The organism is Burkholderia savannae (assembly GCF_001524445.2).
Classification (GTDB): Bacteria; Pseudomonadota; Gammaproteobacteria; order Burkholderiales; family Burkholderiaceae; genus Burkholderia; species Burkholderia savannae.
This window is the reverse complement of the sequence record NZ_CP013417.1, coordinates 3,351,962-3,366,322: the sequence shown is the minus strand read 5'-3', so window position 1 is coordinate 3,366,322 and position 14,361 is coordinate 3,351,962. Positions and strand designations below refer to the sequence as shown.

Genomic DNA, 14,361 nt, shown 5'->3' with positions numbered 1-14,361 from the left:
CGGAACGCGACCGCGGAGAACTCCGCTTCGACGACCACGCTACCAAGGAGAAACCACAAGATGTTCAAGCCCCTAGCATGGGCGGCCGCCGCGGCGGCCGCCTTGTCGGGCTGTGCGCTGGCCCCCGGGCCGGCGCTCGATTCGAGCCGCATGAACGACAATCTGAGCGCACCGACGGATTCGGCGGTGTACGACGTCAAGCTGATTACGCCGCAGCTCGTCTACACGCTCAAGCAGGCCGACGAGGCCGACACGCGCGCGAAGGAAGCGGGGATCGCGCAGAGCCTGCCCGCCGCGCCCGCCGACTATCGCGTCGGCCCGGACGACGTACTCGGCATCGTCGTATGGGATCACCCCGAACTCACGCGCGGCGGCAGTAACGGCACGGGCACCGACACGTCGCCGCTCGCCGACATCGGCACGCTGCAGGCGTCGGGCGGCCTGGGCGGCGTGCTGCCGCAGCAGGTCAGCGCGTTCGGCACGAACGGGCAGGGCGAGGTCGATTCGCCGGGCCAGCGCGTCGCCGCCGACGGCACGATCTTCTTTCCGACGATCGGGCGCGTGCGTGTCGAAGGGATGAGCCCCGTGCAGATCGCCGCGCTGCTGTCGCATCGGCTCAATAAACAGATCAGGAATCCTCAGATCGACGTGCGCGTGACGCAGTACCGCAGTCAGCGCGTGCAGGTGACGGGCGACGTGAAGAACCCGGGCCAACTGTCGCTGACGGGTTCGCATCTGCGCGTCGTCGATGCGCTCAACCGCGCGGGCGGCGGCAATCCCGACGCCGATCTGCAACGCGTGCTCGTCACGCGCGGCGACCAGGTGATGACGATCGACGTGAACCGCATCCTGAATCGCGGCGACTTGCGCCAGAACATCGTGCTGCAGGCGAACGACATCGTTCACGTGCCCGATCGCACGCAGAACCGCGTGTTCGTGATGGGCGAGGTGCCGAAGCCGCAGACGGTCTACATGAACCAGGGGCAGTTGTCGCTCGCGGATGCATTGAGCGCGGCGGGCAGCATCGATCCGACGGGGGCGAATCCGCGCCAGGTGATCGTGGTCCGCCATCCGAATCCGCCGCTTGCTCAGGCACCCGGCGTGCAAAGCGGACTGCAGGAAGGCCTGAAGAAGGTCAACTACGCGCCCGAGCACAACAAGCCCGAAGTGTTCCGCCTCGATATGACGCAGGTGGACGCGCTGATGCTCGCGACCGAGTTCGACATGAAGCCGCTCGACGTCGTGTACGTGGGCACCGCGCCCGCCGCGCGCTTCAACCGGATGCTCGCGCAGATCCTGCCGACCGCCGAGTCGTTCTATCTGATCTGGTCGGTGAGCCACGGCCGCTGACGCATGCGGATGCGGCGCACGGCGACGTTCGCGCGCCGTGCGCCGCCTTGTGCGCTGCGTTGTGCGCCGCGTTGTGCGACGGAACGCACAGACCGCGCGCCACGGAACGACGACACTTGAACGTGTATAGCGTACATCCGCGACTGTCGCGGATGCGACCGTCAACCAGGTGTCGTCACGCCGCCGCTGCCGCCATGAATCTGTCTTCCCCCTTATCCAAACCGTCGCCGCATGTGCTGCGAGATCGTCAGGACTTCGATGTAATGACGGCGAGCGTGTCGCAGGCGGCGAGCGCCGTGCACGACGCGCCGCCTCGCGCCGCGCTCGCCGCCGAGCGTTCGGGCGTCGCGGCGTTGCCGGCGCCCGTCGCGATCAACGGCAAGTTCACGTCGCAGCGCCTCACGGGCGTGCAGCGCGTCGCGCACGAGTTCACGTCGGCGCTTGCGCGTCTGTTGCCGGGCGAGCGTAATCCGACGCTCGTCGTGCCGCGCGATCACGCGAGCGATGCGCTGCCGCCCGCGGTCGCGCGTCGCGTCGTGCCGCGGCTGCGCGGCGCGCTGTGGGAGCAACTGGCGCTGCCGTTCGCGACGCGCGGGCAGACGCTCGTCAGCCTCTGCAACGTCGGGCCGCTCTTCAAGCGCAACCAGGTGGTGATGATTCACGACGTCGCCGTGTTCGACTTTCCGCAGGGCTATTCGCTCACGTTCCGCCTTTGGTATCGCTTCGCGTTCTGGATGCTCAAGCGCCGCGCGCGGCACATCCTGACGGTGTCGCGTTTCTCGAAGGAGCGGATCGTCGCGCGTCTCGGCGTCGCGCCGACGGACGTGTCGACGATCGTGTCGGGCGTCGACCACTTCGGACGCGTCAAAAGCGATCCGTCGGTGCTAGAGCGGCTCGGCCTCGCCTACGACGGCTACGTGCTGATCGTCGGCTCGATCGCGCCCGGCAAGAATCTCGCGCGCACGCTCGACGCGATCGCGCGGCTCGAGCGCACGCACCCCGCGCTCAAGTTCGTGATCGCGGGCGGCAGCAACGTCAAGATTTTCGGCGCGTCGCAGCTCGGCGAGAACGCGAGCGCCCGGAACGTCACGTGGGCGGGCTACGTGAGCGACGGCGAGCTGAAGGCGCTTTACGAGCATGCCGGTTGCTTCGTGTTTCCTTCGTTATACGAAGGATTCGGCCTACCGCCGCTCGAGGCGATGTATTGCGGGTGTCCCGTGATCGTGTCGCGGGCGGCGTCGCTGCCCGAGGCGTGCGGCGACGCCGCGCTGTATTGCGACGCGCACGACGCGATCGACATCGCGGCGACGATCGCGCAGCTGATGGGTAATGCCGAGCTGCGCCGCGAGATGCGCGAGAAAGGGCGCAGGCACGCGTCGCGGTATCAATGGGACGTCGCCGCGAAGCAACTGATCGGCGTGCTGCGCGCGCTCGATTGACGCAAGCCAAAAGAAGTCGAGAGGGCGTCGGAAGCGGTGGCCGAGCCCGGCCTGAATCGCGTCCGTATTGCGGTTGTTTGGCGATCGTAACGCGTGACGACGCGATTCCACGTGACGCGCGCGAGCGATCGTCGAACCGGTAGCTCGCAGGCATCGACGCGATGCCGGACACGCGGCCGTCGCTGTCGCCTTCGCCGGTGCGGTCGTGGAGGCTGCGCGCGTTGAGCGTGAGGTACGCGCCCGCGCCGGCGGAAAGCCTGACCTTGTCATCGAGGAGCGCGTGCGCGAGCCACCGATGCGACATGTAGTACGCGGCGCGCACGCCCATCAACATGCCCCAGCCGTGCGAGTTCGAACAGCCGCGCCCTTCGGACGCGGCGGTCGTGTCGAGATACCGGTACGGGCCCGCGCCCGCCGAGATCACGAAGCGGTTGTCGCGCAGCGGCGGCCGGCTCCAGAGCCGGACCGCCTGGCCGTCGCGGTGGTGATTCGTAATGTGTCCCTCGTTGTACTAGGCGAAGCCCCGGCGGCCGCATAACGGCCGAGCCCTTCCTGATAATCGAACGCCCGCGTGTAGCTGTGAGCGCCTCTGCCCGAGAGCAGACCGCCGAACAGCGCGAATTCCTGCGCGTGCGCGGATGTCGCGGCGAGCGCGGATGCGCGGACTGCGCTTCGCAGCGGAAACCGGCGGGACAGGGCGGTGCGAAGAGGCGACGACGACAGGCGGAGAACTGGCGCAACCTTTCACATGGTTTGATTCGGGTCGAACCGATTGTCGCGTAAATGGCAGGAACGTGACGTGACGCGCCGGCGCGCGACGCTGATTTCGCAAATGGCGGAAGAGACGAGCGGGAGCCGTTCGCGCGCGATGCGACGATGCGGCGTATTGCGCGTGCGGTGAAAGTCCGGCGGCGGCGCTTCGTACGAGCTCGCATCGCCGTGCGAGCGACGTCGCCGCGCAATCGTGCGCGGGCGGACGAGCCGGGCGAAAAAAAGCGGCCCGAAGGCCGCGTCCAAACTCGCAGATTTTCCTTCGGACGGAAGGAAACAAGCAACTGTGTGCAACGAGTGTAGCGAAACCTCGCGTGCGGATTCAGCCCGTTTCGTGCAAATCTGTGTTCTCGGCGGCAGCTTTCCGCCTGCCGGCATCCGTGCATCGGCCGCCGGACGCGATGTCGCGCGCGGGCGGACGCGGCGGGGCGATCGCATCGCGCCGAGCGCCGCGCGTGCAAGATCGTCTACCATCGGAATTCAAGCGGGCGGCGTGCGCGCCCGCGCAATGTGCTCGACGATCGCAAGGAGGAGCCATGTTGACATTGCGCAAGATTGGAATCGGCGTGCTCGCGTGCGCGTTCGCGGCGGGCCTCGCGCGTGCGGAGACGGTGAAGCTTGCCGCGAACCTGCAGCCGTCGAGCGAGGTGCCGCCGACGACGAGCAAGGGCTCGGGCGCGCTCGACGCGACCTACGACACGGCCACCCACACGCTGCGCTGGAACGTCGCGTACCGCGACCTGACGGGCCCGGCTACGGCCGCGCATTTTCACGGCCCCGCGCCCGTCGGCCAGAACGCGGGCGTTCAGGTGCCGATCCCGAAGGACGCGCTCGCGAGCCCGATCGCGGGCGAGAAGGCGCTGACCGACGAGCAGGTCGGCGACCTGATGGCGGGCAAGTGGTATTTCAACGTGCATACGAAAGCCCATCCGGGCGGCGAGATTCGCGGCCAGATCCGGCCGGCGAACTGAGCCGCGCAGGCGGATTTAGAGGGGCCAATCGACGGACGCGCGCCGAATCGCACGTAGTATCGTCACGTTCTTCTGGTTCGGAGTGCGTTCGATGAGTTGGCAGAGCAAAGTCGCGTGCTGGCTGCTGCGCCGGCAATTTCGGCCCGAGACGCTGCGGCCCGTGATCGAGCCGGCGCGCGCGCGGCGTCTGACGAAGCTGCGCATGCGCGTGCCGCGCCGCCCGCCCGCGGGCTGGCGGCTGCGCGAGCGCTACGCCGACGGCGACGCGCCGCTGCGCGGAGAATGGCTCGAGCGCGCGGACGCGCTGCGCGGCCACGCGCGGCACAGCCGGATGCTGCTGTATTTCCACGGCGGCGGCTATTACTTCTGCTGCCCGCAGACGCATCGGCCGCTCGTGTTCGCGCTGACGAAGCACGCGGGCGTGCGCTCGTTCTCGCTCGACTACCGGCTCGCGCCCGAGCATCCGTTTCCGGCCGCGCTCGACGACGCGCTCGCGGCGTACCGGCATCTCGTCGCGGCGGGCACGCCGCCCGAATCGATCGTGTTCGGCGGCGATTCGGCGGGCGGCGGCCTTGCGCTCGCGACGCTCGTCGCGCTGCGCGACGCGGGCGATCCGCTGCCCGCGGGCGCCGTGCTGTTCTCGCCGTGGACCGATCTCGCCGCGACGGGCGACACGCTGCGCTCGCACGACGGCCTCGATCCGATGTTCGCGGGCGCGGCGCTCGGCCGCGCGGCGCGCCTCTATCTCGGCGACACGCCGGGCACGCATCCGTACGCATCGCCGCTATACGCGGATTACACGGGATTGCCGCCGCTCTTCATCCAGGCGGGCAGCACCGAGGTGCTGCTCGACGATTCGCGGCGCGTCGCGCACAAGGCGCGCGCGGCGGGCGTGCACGTCGAGCTCGAGGTGTGGCCGGAGATGCCGCACGTGTGGCAGATCTACGTGCCGTTCGTGCCCGAATCGTCGCGGGCGCTCGAGCGCGCGGCCGCGTTCGTGCGGCGCGTCGCCGTCGAGCGCGCGACTCAGCGCACGGCCGACGCGTCGATCGCCTGATACGCGGCCTTCACGGCCGCCTGCCCGTACTTGCGCTCGAGCCGGCGCACCGCGAAGTGGCCGTGCGCGGCCTGCTGGAAGTGGTCGATGAAGAGCGTATTGACGGTTGCGCCGAGCACGGCGCCGATCGCCGGAATCGACTTCGCGGCGATCTGCTCGGTCACCTGCACCGAAAAGCGCGACGCGATCGACTGCACGAGGCGCAGCAGGGCGGTCGAGCCGTGCGTCGCGAAACCCTTCGACGCCATCTCCGACGAGGCTTTCGACACCGCCTGCGCGAGTGCGCCGCGCAGCACGAAATAGCCGATGTCGGCGTCCTCCTCTTCCTTCTCGCGCCTGTCCCGCCGCGCATTGCCGCCGGTTTTGTCCGCGCCCGGCAGCGGGCCGAAGCCGCCGCCCATCCCGAGCACCGCGAGGCATTGCAGCTGCGCCTCGGCGGCCGACAGATCCTCGCCCTCGCTGCGCGCGATGTCGCAGATCGAGCGGAACATCAGCGTCGTCGTGACGGGCAGCTCGACAGGCAGCGCGAACAGGCCGAACGCGCCGCCCGCCGCGCCCGTCGTCGCGACGGCGAGCTTGTGCAGCAGGTTGCTCGGCTTGCTCGGCGTCTCGCCCTCGCTCGCGACGCCGCCCGACTTGCCGAGCGTGCGCAGCGCGATGTGCAGGCACTTGCGCAGCGCGAGCTGCGTCGCGTCGTTGATCTTGTCGGTCGCGAAGCCGGGCAGCTTGCCGATCATCTTCTCGACGGGCGCGCCGACGACGCTCGTCAGCTTGATCGTCAGCGACGGGCTTTCGAGCGCCTGCTTCGCCCGGCGCAGCGTGTCGAGATCCTCGGCCGACAGCGTCGGCCCGGTAACGATTGTGAGCGGTTCCATCTGACTCCTTCGCGGCGCGCATCGCATGGGGGGCGCCGGCTAGGTTACCCGATGCATGATAAAATTTTTAATTCGTTGACGCATCAAAAGTTGCGCGAACAAAAAATGGCTGTCCATACCGCCGCCCACCATTCGAGCGGGCAAGTCCTTCCGTTTCGAGAATCGCTGCTCGCGATGCTCGGCATTTCCTTCGTGACGATGCTCGTCGCGCTCGACCAGACGGTGGTCGGCACCGCGCTGCCGACGATCGTCGCCGAGCTGCGCGGCTTCGACCTGTACGCGTGGGTCGCGACGTCGTACCTGCTCGCGTCGGTGATCACGGTGCCGATCTTCGGGCGGCTCGGCGACTATTACGGGCGCAAGCCGTTCGTGATCGCGTCGCTCGTCGTGTTCACGGGGGCGTCGGTGCTGTGCGGGATGGCGCAGGACATGCTGTCGCTCGTGCTCGCGCGCGGGTTGCAGGGAATCGGCGGCGGGATGCTCGTCGGCACCGCGTTCGCGTGTATTCCGGACCTCTTTCCCGATTCGGTCGTGCGGCTGCGCTGGCAGGTGCTGATGAGCTCGGCGTTCGGCATCGCGAACGCGATCGGGCCGTCGCTCGGCGGCGTGCTCACGCAGAACTACGGCTGGCGCTCGGTGTTCTACGTGAATCTGCCGGTGGGCCTGCTGTCGCTCTTCTTCGTGTGGCGCTATCTGCCGCACATGCGGCACGTCGAGCACAGCGCCAAGATGCGGCTCGACTGGCCGGGCGCGCTCCTCATCGCGGCGACGCTCGGCGCGATGCAGCTTTTCGTCGAATGGCTGCCGAAGTACGGGATCGGCGGCTGGCCGACGCTGCTGCTCGTCGCCGCGCTTGCGGGCGGCGTCGCGCTGTGGCGCTGGGAGAAGCGCTGCGCGCAGCCGATTCTGCCGTTCGACATGTTCTCGAACCGTGCGCTGTCGGCGCTCTTCATTCTCGCGATCCTCGCTGGCTTCGCGATGTTCTCGCTCCTTTTCTACGCGCCGCTGCTGTTCCAGGGCGGTTTCGGGATGTCGCCGCAGCAGGCGGGCGTCGTCATCACGCCGCTCGTCGTGTTCATCACGATCGGCAGCATCATGAACGGCCGCGTGATCACGCGCATCCGCCACCCGAATGCGATGCTGTACGTCGGTTTCCTGCTGTTCGCGATCGCGTGCGGGGGCGTCGTCGCGTCGACGCACGCGACGCCCGGCTGGGCGCTGATGGCGCTGATGGTCGCGGGCGGCGTGGGCCTCGGCTTCGTGCTGCCGAACCTGACCGTGTTCGCGCAGCAGACGGCGGGCCGCGAGCATCTCGGGATCGCGACCGCGCTGCTGCAATCGCTGCGGATGGTGGGCGGGATGGTCGGCACGGCGCTCACGGGCACGCTCGTCAACCAGCTCTACGCGAGCGGCGTGCGCGACGCGCTCGCCGCCGACGGCGCGCTGCGGTGGCAGGCGAGCCTCGCCGATCCGCAGGTGCTGATCGACCGCGCCGCGCAGGCGCGCCTGGTGGACGAACTCGCGCGCGCCGGGCATCATGGCGCGCGTTTGCTCGAAGCGGCGCGCGAGTCGCTCGTCGGCGCGATTCATATCGGCATCGCGCTCGGCGCGCTCGTCGCGCTCGTCGCGGTGTGGCAAAGCCGCCGCGTGCCGCCCGTCGAGCTGCGCCGCAAGCTCGAGCCGACCGTCGTCGCCGAGTGAGCGGGCGCTTGCTCGCGCCATCCCTATCAGTTTGCTTATCGGAGCCGAAGTCAGCGCATGGAAGAACAGGACCGCATCGCGATCTTGCAGCAGTTCGGACGCACGTACCGCGCGTTCATGGCCGCGTTCGAGACGCACGTCGGGCAGCCGCTGCCGCGCTGGCGCATCATGGTCGCGCTCGAGCAGCAAGGCGGGGCGTCGTCGCAGAAGCGGCTCGTCGAGCTGTTGCGCGTCGATCCGGGCGCGCTCACGCGCCAGTTGAAGACGCTCGAGACGCTCGGCTGGATCGACCGCGAAGCCGATCCGCGCGACAACCGCGTGACGAACGTGAAGCTGACGAGCGCCGGGCGCGCGGCGTTCGAGGCGTGCCTGCCGCGCCGCAATGCGTTCCTGCACGACACGATGGCGTCGCTGCCGGACGATGCGCTCAGTGCGCTGTCCGGCGCATTGGCGATGCTGGAGGCGCGCGTCGCCGAAGTGGGCGGCGCGCCGCAGGCGAAGGCCGCGACGCGCTGAGCGCGCGGCGTGCATGCGGTGCGCGCCGCCGCGCGCGCCGGCTCAGAGTTCGATGCGCGTGCCGAGCAGCGCGAGGAATTGCGACAGCCACGCGGGATGCGCGGGCCACGCGGGCGCGGTGACGAACGGCGCGTCGGTGACGGCGGCGTCGACCGGGATATCCGCATATTCGCCGCCCGCGAGCCGCACTTCCGGCGCGCACGCCGGGTAGGCCGAAATCCGCTTGCCGCGGATCACGTCGGCCGCCGCGAGCAATTGCGCCGCGTGACAAATCGCCGCAATCGGCTTCTTCGCTTCGGCGAACGCGCGCACGAGCGCGATCACTTTCGGGTCGAGACGCAGATACTCCGGCGCGCGGCCGCCGGCGATCGCGAGCGCGTCGTAGCCCGTCGCGTCGACGTCGTCGAACGTCGCGTTGAGCGTGAACTGGTGGCCGGGCTTTTCCGTGTACGTCTGATCGCCTTCGAAATCGTGAATCGCCGTCTTCACCTTGTCGCCCGCGCGCTTGCCGGGACAGACGGCGTCGACGTGATGGCCGATCGCGAGCAGCGCCTGGAACGGCACCATCGTCTCGTAGTCTTCGGCGAAATCGCCCGTCAGAAACAGAATCTTCTTTGCTGCCATGGCCTTCTCCTGTTGAACGACGTCGGATGATCCAGGACGAACGGGCAGTGTACTCCGGCCCGCCGCGATGCAGATGACGCGCGCGTGAAGCGCGCGTGACGCAAGGGGCGATCGGGTGCGCGGCCGCCGCACCGGCGCGGCGCGCACGGATGATGGGGCCGTCGGCGTCAGGATGCTTGGCGAGGCGGCTGCCCTCTCGGCGGCGCGGAGAATGTGGCGCCGGACGGAATGAAATGATGCGCGGAGCGCGGCGCGGATGGGCGAAGCGTGCGGCGTGCGGGCGTTGCGCGAGCGTGCGCCGCCGATCGCGAAACGAACGGGCGCGGGAACGGCGAATCGAGCGGCGACTCGGCATGCACGGCACGCGCGGCATGCACGACGCGCGTGGCGCTAGCGCGCGCTCGTGCGCGACTGCTTCGCGCGAACGCCGGCTGCCCGTGCGCCAGATCGCTACCGCGGCCCGCCAAACGTGCGTCGACGCCGCAAGTGCGCGTGGATCGCCTCGGTCACGTGACGGCGCGAATCGATGACGAAGTAGCGACGAAGCGACGAAGAGCGGCGGCCGCCGCTCGGGTGCGACGCGGCACACGCGGCGTCGCGCGTCGTCATGCCGCGCCGTGCGTTGCCGCACTCGGTCGCCCCTCGCGAGCGGCCGCCGCTCGCGCCGCCGGCCGCTTGCGTGAAACGCGAGTCGACGTCAGAAGTACGTCTCGATCACTTCGGTCACGCGGTACTGCGGATCGACGACGAGCAACTGCCGCCATTTGTCGAACGTGAGGCACGGGTGCGAGATGTCGAACGCCACCATGTCGCCGACCTTCAGGTCCGCGCCCGCCGGAATCTTCAAGTACGCGTGCTGATCCATCAGCCCGGTCACTTCCCAGCCTTCGCCCGGCGCGATCTCGCGCGGCAGCCCGCCCGCGCTCGGGCGGAAGTGGCGCGCCGGCTCCGGCAGGCCCGCGTCGAACGCCGAGTCGCGCTTGCCGAGCGCGACGATCGCGCGCTCCGGCTCCGGAATCGATTGCACGTAAGCCCACAGTTGCAGCGCCGGCAGCAGGCCTTCGCCCATCTTCCGCGCGATCGGGTTGCGCGCGAAGATGTCGGTCTGCGCCTTCTTGTAGATGCCGACGTCGTGCGTCAGATAGCAGCCGGGGCGCAGCACGACGTCGATCACGCCGGCGTCGGACGCCTGCGCGAACTCCTCGGCGACCACGTCGTACCATGCGGAGCCCGCGCCCGACAGCAGCGCCGGCGCGCGCGCGAAGCGGCCCGCCGACGCGAGCTCGTGCACGAGCCCGACCGCGCGCCTGAGGAACGCGCGGATCTCGCCTTCCTCCTTCAACACGCCTTCGTACAGCTCGATGCCCGCGAGCTTCAGCACGCCCGCGTGGCGCGCGATCGCGGCGAGCACCGCGTCGCGTTGCGCGTCGTCGCGCACGCCGGTGCGCCCGCCCGGCACGCCGAGCTCGAGCAGCACGTTGAGCGGCTTGCCCGCCGCGCCGAAGAAGCGGCCGAGTTGCTCGACGCCGTCGACCGAGTCGACGAGGCAGAAGAATTCGAAATCGGGGTCGGTCAGCAGCTCGGCGATCATCGCCATGTTGTGCTTGCCGACGAGCTGGTTCGCGAGCAGCACGCGCCGCACGCCGCCGTGGTACGTGGCGCGCACCTGATGCGCGGTCGCGAGCGTGATGCCCCATGCGCCCGTTTCGAGCTGGCGGCGGAACAACTGCGGCGCCATCGTCGTCTTGCCGTGCGGCGCGAGCTTCACGCCGTATTCGGCGACGAACGCCTGCATCCACTTCAGGTTGTGCTCGATCCGCTGCGCATACAGCACGGCGGCGGGCAGGCTCACGTCCTCGGCGAGCAGATTCCATTCGAGGCGGCCCGCGTCGGCGAGCGGCACGCTCGCGCTCGGCACGTTGCCGAGGCCCTTGCCGAACGGATCGATCGTCGCTTCCTGATAGTTTGTAACTTTCATCTCATCTCGCTCCATCGTCCATATATATCGATGCGAAGTTGACTTCGCGATAGTACAGAAAGTAGCATCGCTGCGGTGATGTTATTTATTAACAAGCCGGTTCGCACCGGCTGCCCCTGCAAGCACGCCGCGTCCCCATGATCTCGTCCATCGAGCAGCCCGCCTTCGACATCGTCGCCCGGATCACCGAGTGCGCGCCCGAGCTGCGCGACGCCGAGCGCAAGGTCGCGGCGCTGATCCTCGGCGATTTGGCCCAGGCCGCGCACGCGAGCATCGGCGCGCTCGCCGCGCAGGCGGACGTGAGTGTCGCGACCGTCACGCGTTTCGCGAAGGCGGTCGGCTGCCGCGACGTGCGCGAGCTGAAGCTGCGGCTCGCGCAGGCGGCGGCGGTCGGCCAGCGCTTTCTGACCCCGGCCGAGGCCGACTCGGAGCGCGACGCAACGCCCGTCGCGCGCGTGTACGAGGACGTGCAGATCGCGCTCGAGCACAACCACCGGCTGCTGCGCCAGACGCCGTTCGACGGGCCGGCCACGGCCCTCGCCGCCGCGAACATGATCTACGTGTACGGCCAGGGCGGCGGCTCGACCGCGCTCGCCGACGAGCTGCGCTTTCGCCTCGTGCGCTTCGGCCGGCCGGTCGCGAGCTACCAGGACGCGCTGTTGCAGCGGATGGTCGCGAGCACGGCGGCGCCCGGCTGCGTCGTCGTCGCGTTGTCGGTGTCGGGGCGCGTTCCCGAGCAGATCGAGAGCTGCGCGCTCGCGAAGCGCTACGGCGCGACGCTCGTCGCGATCACCGCGCCCGCGTCGCCGCTCGCGCAGCTCGCCGATCACCTGATTCCCGTCGTCGCGTTCGAAACCGATTTCATCTTCAAGCCGTCGACATCGCGCTATGCGATGCTGATGGCGCTCGACGTGCTCGTCACCGAAGTCGCGCTGCGGCTCGGCGACGACTGCCGCGAGCTGTTGCGCCGGATGAAGCACGCGCTCGACCTGCACCGCGGCGGCGGCGACCGCCAACCGTTAGGAGACTGACATGCACTCGCATCCCGAAGCGGCCGATACGCTGATCGTCGGCGCGCAGTTGTACGACGGCACGGGCGCGCCTCCCGTCGAGCGCGACGTCGCGATTCGCGGCGACCGGATCGCCGCGATCGGCAACCTGTCGAACTGGCTCGCCGAGCAGGTGGTCGAGGCGAACGGCCGCGCGCTCGCGCCCGGCTTCGTCGACGTGCACACGCACGACGATACGCACGTGATTGACGCGCCGCAGATGCTGCCGAAGATTTCGCAGGGCGTGACGACGGTGATCGTCGGCAATTGCGGGATCAGCGCGTCGCCCGTCGCGCTGAGCGGCGATCCGCCCGATCCGATGAACCTGCTCGGCGCGCGCGAGGCGTTTCGCTATCCGACCTTCGCCGCGTACGTCGACGCGGTGGGCGCGGCGCGGCCGGCCGTGAACGTCGCGGCGCTCGTCGGTCATACCGCGCTGCGCAACAACCAGATGGACCGGCTCGACCGCGCGGCAACCGAATCCGAAATCGCCGCGATGCGCGTGCAGCTCGAGGAGGCGCTCGCGCACGGCGCGCTCGGCCTGAGCTCGGGGCTCGCGTACGGCTCCGCGTTCGCCGCGCCGACCGAAGAGGTGATGGCGCTCGCCGAGCCGCTCGCGAACGCGGGCGCCGTCTACACGACGCACATGCGCACCGAATTCGACGCGATCCTCGACGCGATGGACGAGGCGTACCGCGTCGGCCGGCATGCGCGCGTGCCCGTCGTGATCTCGCATCTGAAGTGCGCGGGGCCGTCGAACTGGGGGCGCAGCGGCGAAGTGCTCGCGTCGCTCGAGGGCGCGCGGCGCATCCAGCCCGTCGGCTGCGACTGCTATCCGTACAGCCGCAGCTCGTCGACGCTCGACATCAAGCAGGCGACGGGCGACATCGACATCACGATCACGTGGTCGCGGCCGCATCCGGAGATGGCGGGCAAGCTGCTGAAGGCGATCGCACGCGAATGGGGCGTGCCCGAGCAGGACGCGGCGCGCCGATTGCAGCCCGCGGGCGCCGTGTATCACAACATGTCGGAGGACGACGTGCGCCGGATTCTGTCGCATCCGGCGACGATGGTCGGCTCCGACGGCCTGCCGAACGATCCGCTGCCGCATCCGCGCCTCTGGGGCGCGTTTCCGCGCGTGCTCGGCCACTACGCGCGCGACGAACGGCTGATCCCGCTCGAGGAGGCGGTGCGCAAGATGACGTCGCTGTCGGCGCGGCGCTTCGGGCTCGCGCAGCGCGGCGAAGTGCGGGGCGGCCATCACGCGGACCTCGTGCTGTTCGACGCGGATCGCGTGCGCGACGCGGCGACGTTCGAGCAGCCGCAGCAGCCGGCGCACGGGATCGAGGCGGTGTGGGTGAACGGCGTGCTGTCGTATTGCGGCGGCGCGCCGACGGGCGAGCGCGCCGGCCGCTTCGTCGCGCGCGGCGCGCGCGCCGCGGCGACGGCGGACGACGCGTTCTGAACGTGCCTGATTGCCGTGATGGAAGCGGCTCCCGATCCGGTCGAGGCGCGTGGCGGTAATCGAACGTCGGCAATGGAACGTCGGCAATGGAACGTCGCGCGCCGCGCGCCTTGCGCGGGCGGCGCGCGTTGGCAAACGAAACGAAGGAGTGAAACGATGAAGCGATATGGCGTGGGCGAAGCGAAGGGCACGGGCGGTCAGGTGATGCCGTTCGCGCGTGCGGTCGAGGCGGACGGGTGGCTCTACGTGTCCGGCCAGACGCCGATGGTGAACGGCGAGGTCGTCGAGGGCGGGATCGTCACGCAGTCGAAGCAGGCGATCGAGAACGTGATCGCGATCCTGAAGGAAGCGGGCTACGGCCTCGAGCACGTCGTGCGCTGCGGCGTGTGGCTCGACGACGCGCGCGATTTCGCGTCGTTCAACAAGGTCTTCATCTCGTATTTCGGCGAGCATCCGCCCGCGCGCGCGTGCGTGCAGTCGAGCATGGTGATCGACTGCAAGGTCGAAGTCGACTGTATCGCGTACAAGGCGCCGGCGAAGTGACGCGGCGCGCGCCGCGCGCGGC

Annotated in this window: 13 protein-coding genes and 1 pseudogene; 9 read left to right on the top strand and 5 right to left on the bottom strand. The window is 69.4% G+C overall.

Annotated features, from left to right (window positions below; translation table 11 throughout):
- The first annotated feature begins 60 nt into the window (after positions 1-60).
- Together WS78_RS16540 and WS78_RS16535 are read left to right on the top strand one after the other, a co-directional pair.
- Complete coding sequence (locus tag WS78_RS16540; RefSeq protein ID WP_059575869.1) at positions 61-1,350, top strand: polysaccharide biosynthesis/export family protein; 1,290 nt, start codon at positions 61-63, stop codon at positions 1,348-1,350.
- A gap of 194 nt (positions 1,351-1,544) precedes the next feature.
- Positions 1,545-2,789: a glycosyltransferase family 4 protein gene (locus tag WS78_RS16535; protein ID WP_059575871.1), complete on the top strand. Its 1,245-nt coding sequence runs from the start codon at positions 1,545-1,547 to the stop codon at positions 2,787-2,789.
- 30 nt (positions 2,790-2,819) lie between these two features.
- On the opposite strand, the pseudogene WS78_RS16530 reads toward WS78_RS16535, so the two are convergent.
- Positions 2,820-3,512 (bottom strand): annotated as a pseudogene (locus tag WS78_RS16530) (hypothetical protein); the annotation flags it as partial.
- 21 nt (positions 3,513-3,533) lie between these two features.
- Positions 3,534-3,806: a hypothetical protein gene (locus tag WS78_RS35965; RefSeq protein ID WP_059575873.1), complete on the bottom strand. Its 273-nt coding sequence runs from the start codon at positions 3,804-3,806 to the stop codon at positions 3,534-3,536.
- Between the two features lie 290 nt (positions 3,807-4,096).
- On the opposite strand from WS78_RS35965, the gene WS78_RS16520 reads away from it, so the two are divergent.
- Together WS78_RS16520 and WS78_RS16515 are read left to right on the top strand one after the other, a co-directional pair.
- Positions 4,097-4,531: a CHRD domain-containing protein gene (locus tag WS78_RS16520; protein ID WP_059575875.1), complete on the top strand. Its 435-nt coding sequence runs from the start codon at positions 4,097-4,099 to the stop codon at positions 4,529-4,531.
- A 91-nt stretch (positions 4,532-4,622) separates the two neighbouring features.
- Positions 4,623-5,588 carry an alpha/beta hydrolase gene (locus tag WS78_RS16515; RefSeq protein ID WP_059575877.1) on the top strand — a complete coding sequence of 322 codons (966 nt, stop codon included), beginning with the start codon at positions 4,623-4,625 and terminating at the stop codon, positions 5,586-5,588.
- Here the strand turns inward: WS78_RS16515 and WS78_RS16510 are convergent.
- The gene (locus WS78_RS16510; RefSeq protein WP_059575879.1) at positions 5,558-6,463 is read right to left on the bottom strand and encodes an EcsC family protein; all 906 of its coding nucleotides are present in this window, start codon (positions 6,461-6,463) and stop codon (positions 5,558-5,560) included. The two genes, WS78_RS16515 and WS78_RS16510, sit on opposite strands and share 31 nt — an antisense overlap.
- 105 nt (positions 6,464-6,568) lie before the next feature.
- Between WS78_RS16510 and WS78_RS16505 the strand changes: the two genes are divergently transcribed.
- Positions 6,569-8,164, top strand: coding sequence for an MFS transporter (locus WS78_RS16505; RefSeq protein WP_038744373.1), 1,596 nt, complete (start codon positions 6,569-6,571; stop codon positions 8,162-8,164).
- Positions 8,165-8,221: 57 nt separating this feature from the next.
- On the top strand, positions 8,222-8,680 hold the full coding sequence (locus WS78_RS16500) for a MarR family winged helix-turn-helix transcriptional regulator (RefSeq protein ID WP_038744371.1): 459 nt from the start codon (positions 8,222-8,224) through the stop codon (positions 8,678-8,680).
- A gap of 42 nt (positions 8,681-8,722) precedes the next feature.
- On the opposite strand, the gene WS78_RS16495 is transcribed toward WS78_RS16500, so the two are convergent.
- Positions 8,723-9,304 carry a DJ-1/PfpI family protein gene (locus tag WS78_RS16495; protein ID WP_038744369.1) on the bottom strand — a complete coding sequence of 194 codons (582 nt, stop codon included), beginning with the start codon at positions 9,302-9,304 and terminating at the stop codon, positions 8,723-8,725.
- 697 nt (positions 9,305-10,001) lie between these two features.
- On the bottom strand, positions 10,002-11,282 hold the full coding sequence (locus WS78_RS16490; RefSeq protein WP_059575881.1) for an amino acid deaminase: 1,281 nt from the start codon (positions 11,280-11,282) through the stop codon (positions 10,002-10,004).
- A gap of 137 nt (positions 11,283-11,419) precedes the next feature.
- On the opposite strand from WS78_RS16490, the gene WS78_RS16485 reads away from it, so the two are divergent.
- The 3 genes from WS78_RS16485 to WS78_RS16475 all read left to right on the top strand — a co-directional run bounded on the left by WS78_RS16485 (position 11,420) and on the right by WS78_RS16475 (position 14,339).
- Positions 11,420-12,313 (top strand): MurR/RpiR family transcriptional regulator, encoded by an 894-nt coding sequence (locus WS78_RS16485; protein WP_038744364.1) that lies wholly within the window; start codon positions 11,420-11,422, stop codon positions 12,311-12,313.
- A gap of 1 nt (position 12,314) precedes the next feature.
- Entirely contained in the window at positions 12,315-13,796 is a 1,482-nt protein-coding gene (locus tag WS78_RS16480) for an N-acyl-D-amino-acid deacylase family protein (RefSeq protein ID WP_059575883.1), read from the top strand.
- A gap of 156 nt (positions 13,797-13,952) precedes the next feature.
- Positions 13,953-14,339: a RidA family protein gene (locus WS78_RS16475; protein ID WP_004189219.1), complete on the top strand. Its 387-nt coding sequence runs from the start codon at positions 13,953-13,955 to the stop codon at positions 14,337-14,339.
- Positions 14,340-14,361: the final 22 nt, after the last annotated feature.

Coding starts and splice junctions, on each gene's coding strand:
- WS78_RS16535 (WP_059575871.1), top strand. CDS start 1,545: ATGAATCTGTCTTCCCCCTTATCCAAACCGTCGCCGCATGTGCTGCGA.
- WS78_RS16485 (WP_038744364.1), top strand. CDS start 11,420: ATGATCTCGTCCATCGAGCAGCCCGCCTTCGACATCGTCGCCCGGATC.
- WS78_RS16500 (WP_038744371.1), top strand. CDS start 8,222: ATGGAAGAACAGGACCGCATCGCGATCTTGCAGCAGTTCGGACGCACG.
- WS78_RS16480 (WP_059575883.1), top strand. CDS start 12,315: ATGCACTCGCATCCCGAAGCGGCCGATACGCTGATCGTCGGCGCGCAG.
- WS78_RS16505 (WP_038744373.1), top strand. CDS start 6,569: ATGGCTGTCCATACCGCCGCCCACCATTCGAGCGGGCAAGTCCTTCCG.
- WS78_RS16490 (WP_059575881.1), bottom strand. CDS start 11,282: ATGAAAGTTACAAACTATCAGGAAGCGACGATCGATCCGTTCGGCAAG.
- WS78_RS16540 (WP_059575869.1), top strand. CDS start 61: ATGTTCAAGCCCCTAGCATGGGCGGCCGCCGCGGCGGCCGCCTTGTCG.
- WS78_RS16495 (WP_038744369.1), bottom strand. CDS start 9,304: ATGGCAGCAAAGAAGATTCTGTTTCTGACGGGCGATTTCGCCGAAGAC.
- WS78_RS16510 (WP_059575879.1), bottom strand. CDS start 6,463: ATGGAACCGCTCACAATCGTTACCGGGCCGACGCTGTCGGCCGAGGAT.
- WS78_RS16515 (WP_059575877.1), top strand. CDS start 4,623: ATGAGTTGGCAGAGCAAAGTCGCGTGCTGGCTGCTGCGCCGGCAATTT.
- WS78_RS16520 (WP_059575875.1), top strand. CDS start 4,097: ATGTTGACATTGCGCAAGATTGGAATCGGCGTGCTCGCGTGCGCGTTC.
- WS78_RS16475 (WP_004189219.1), top strand. CDS start 13,953: ATGAAGCGATATGGCGTGGGCGAAGCGAAGGGCACGGGCGGTCAGGTG.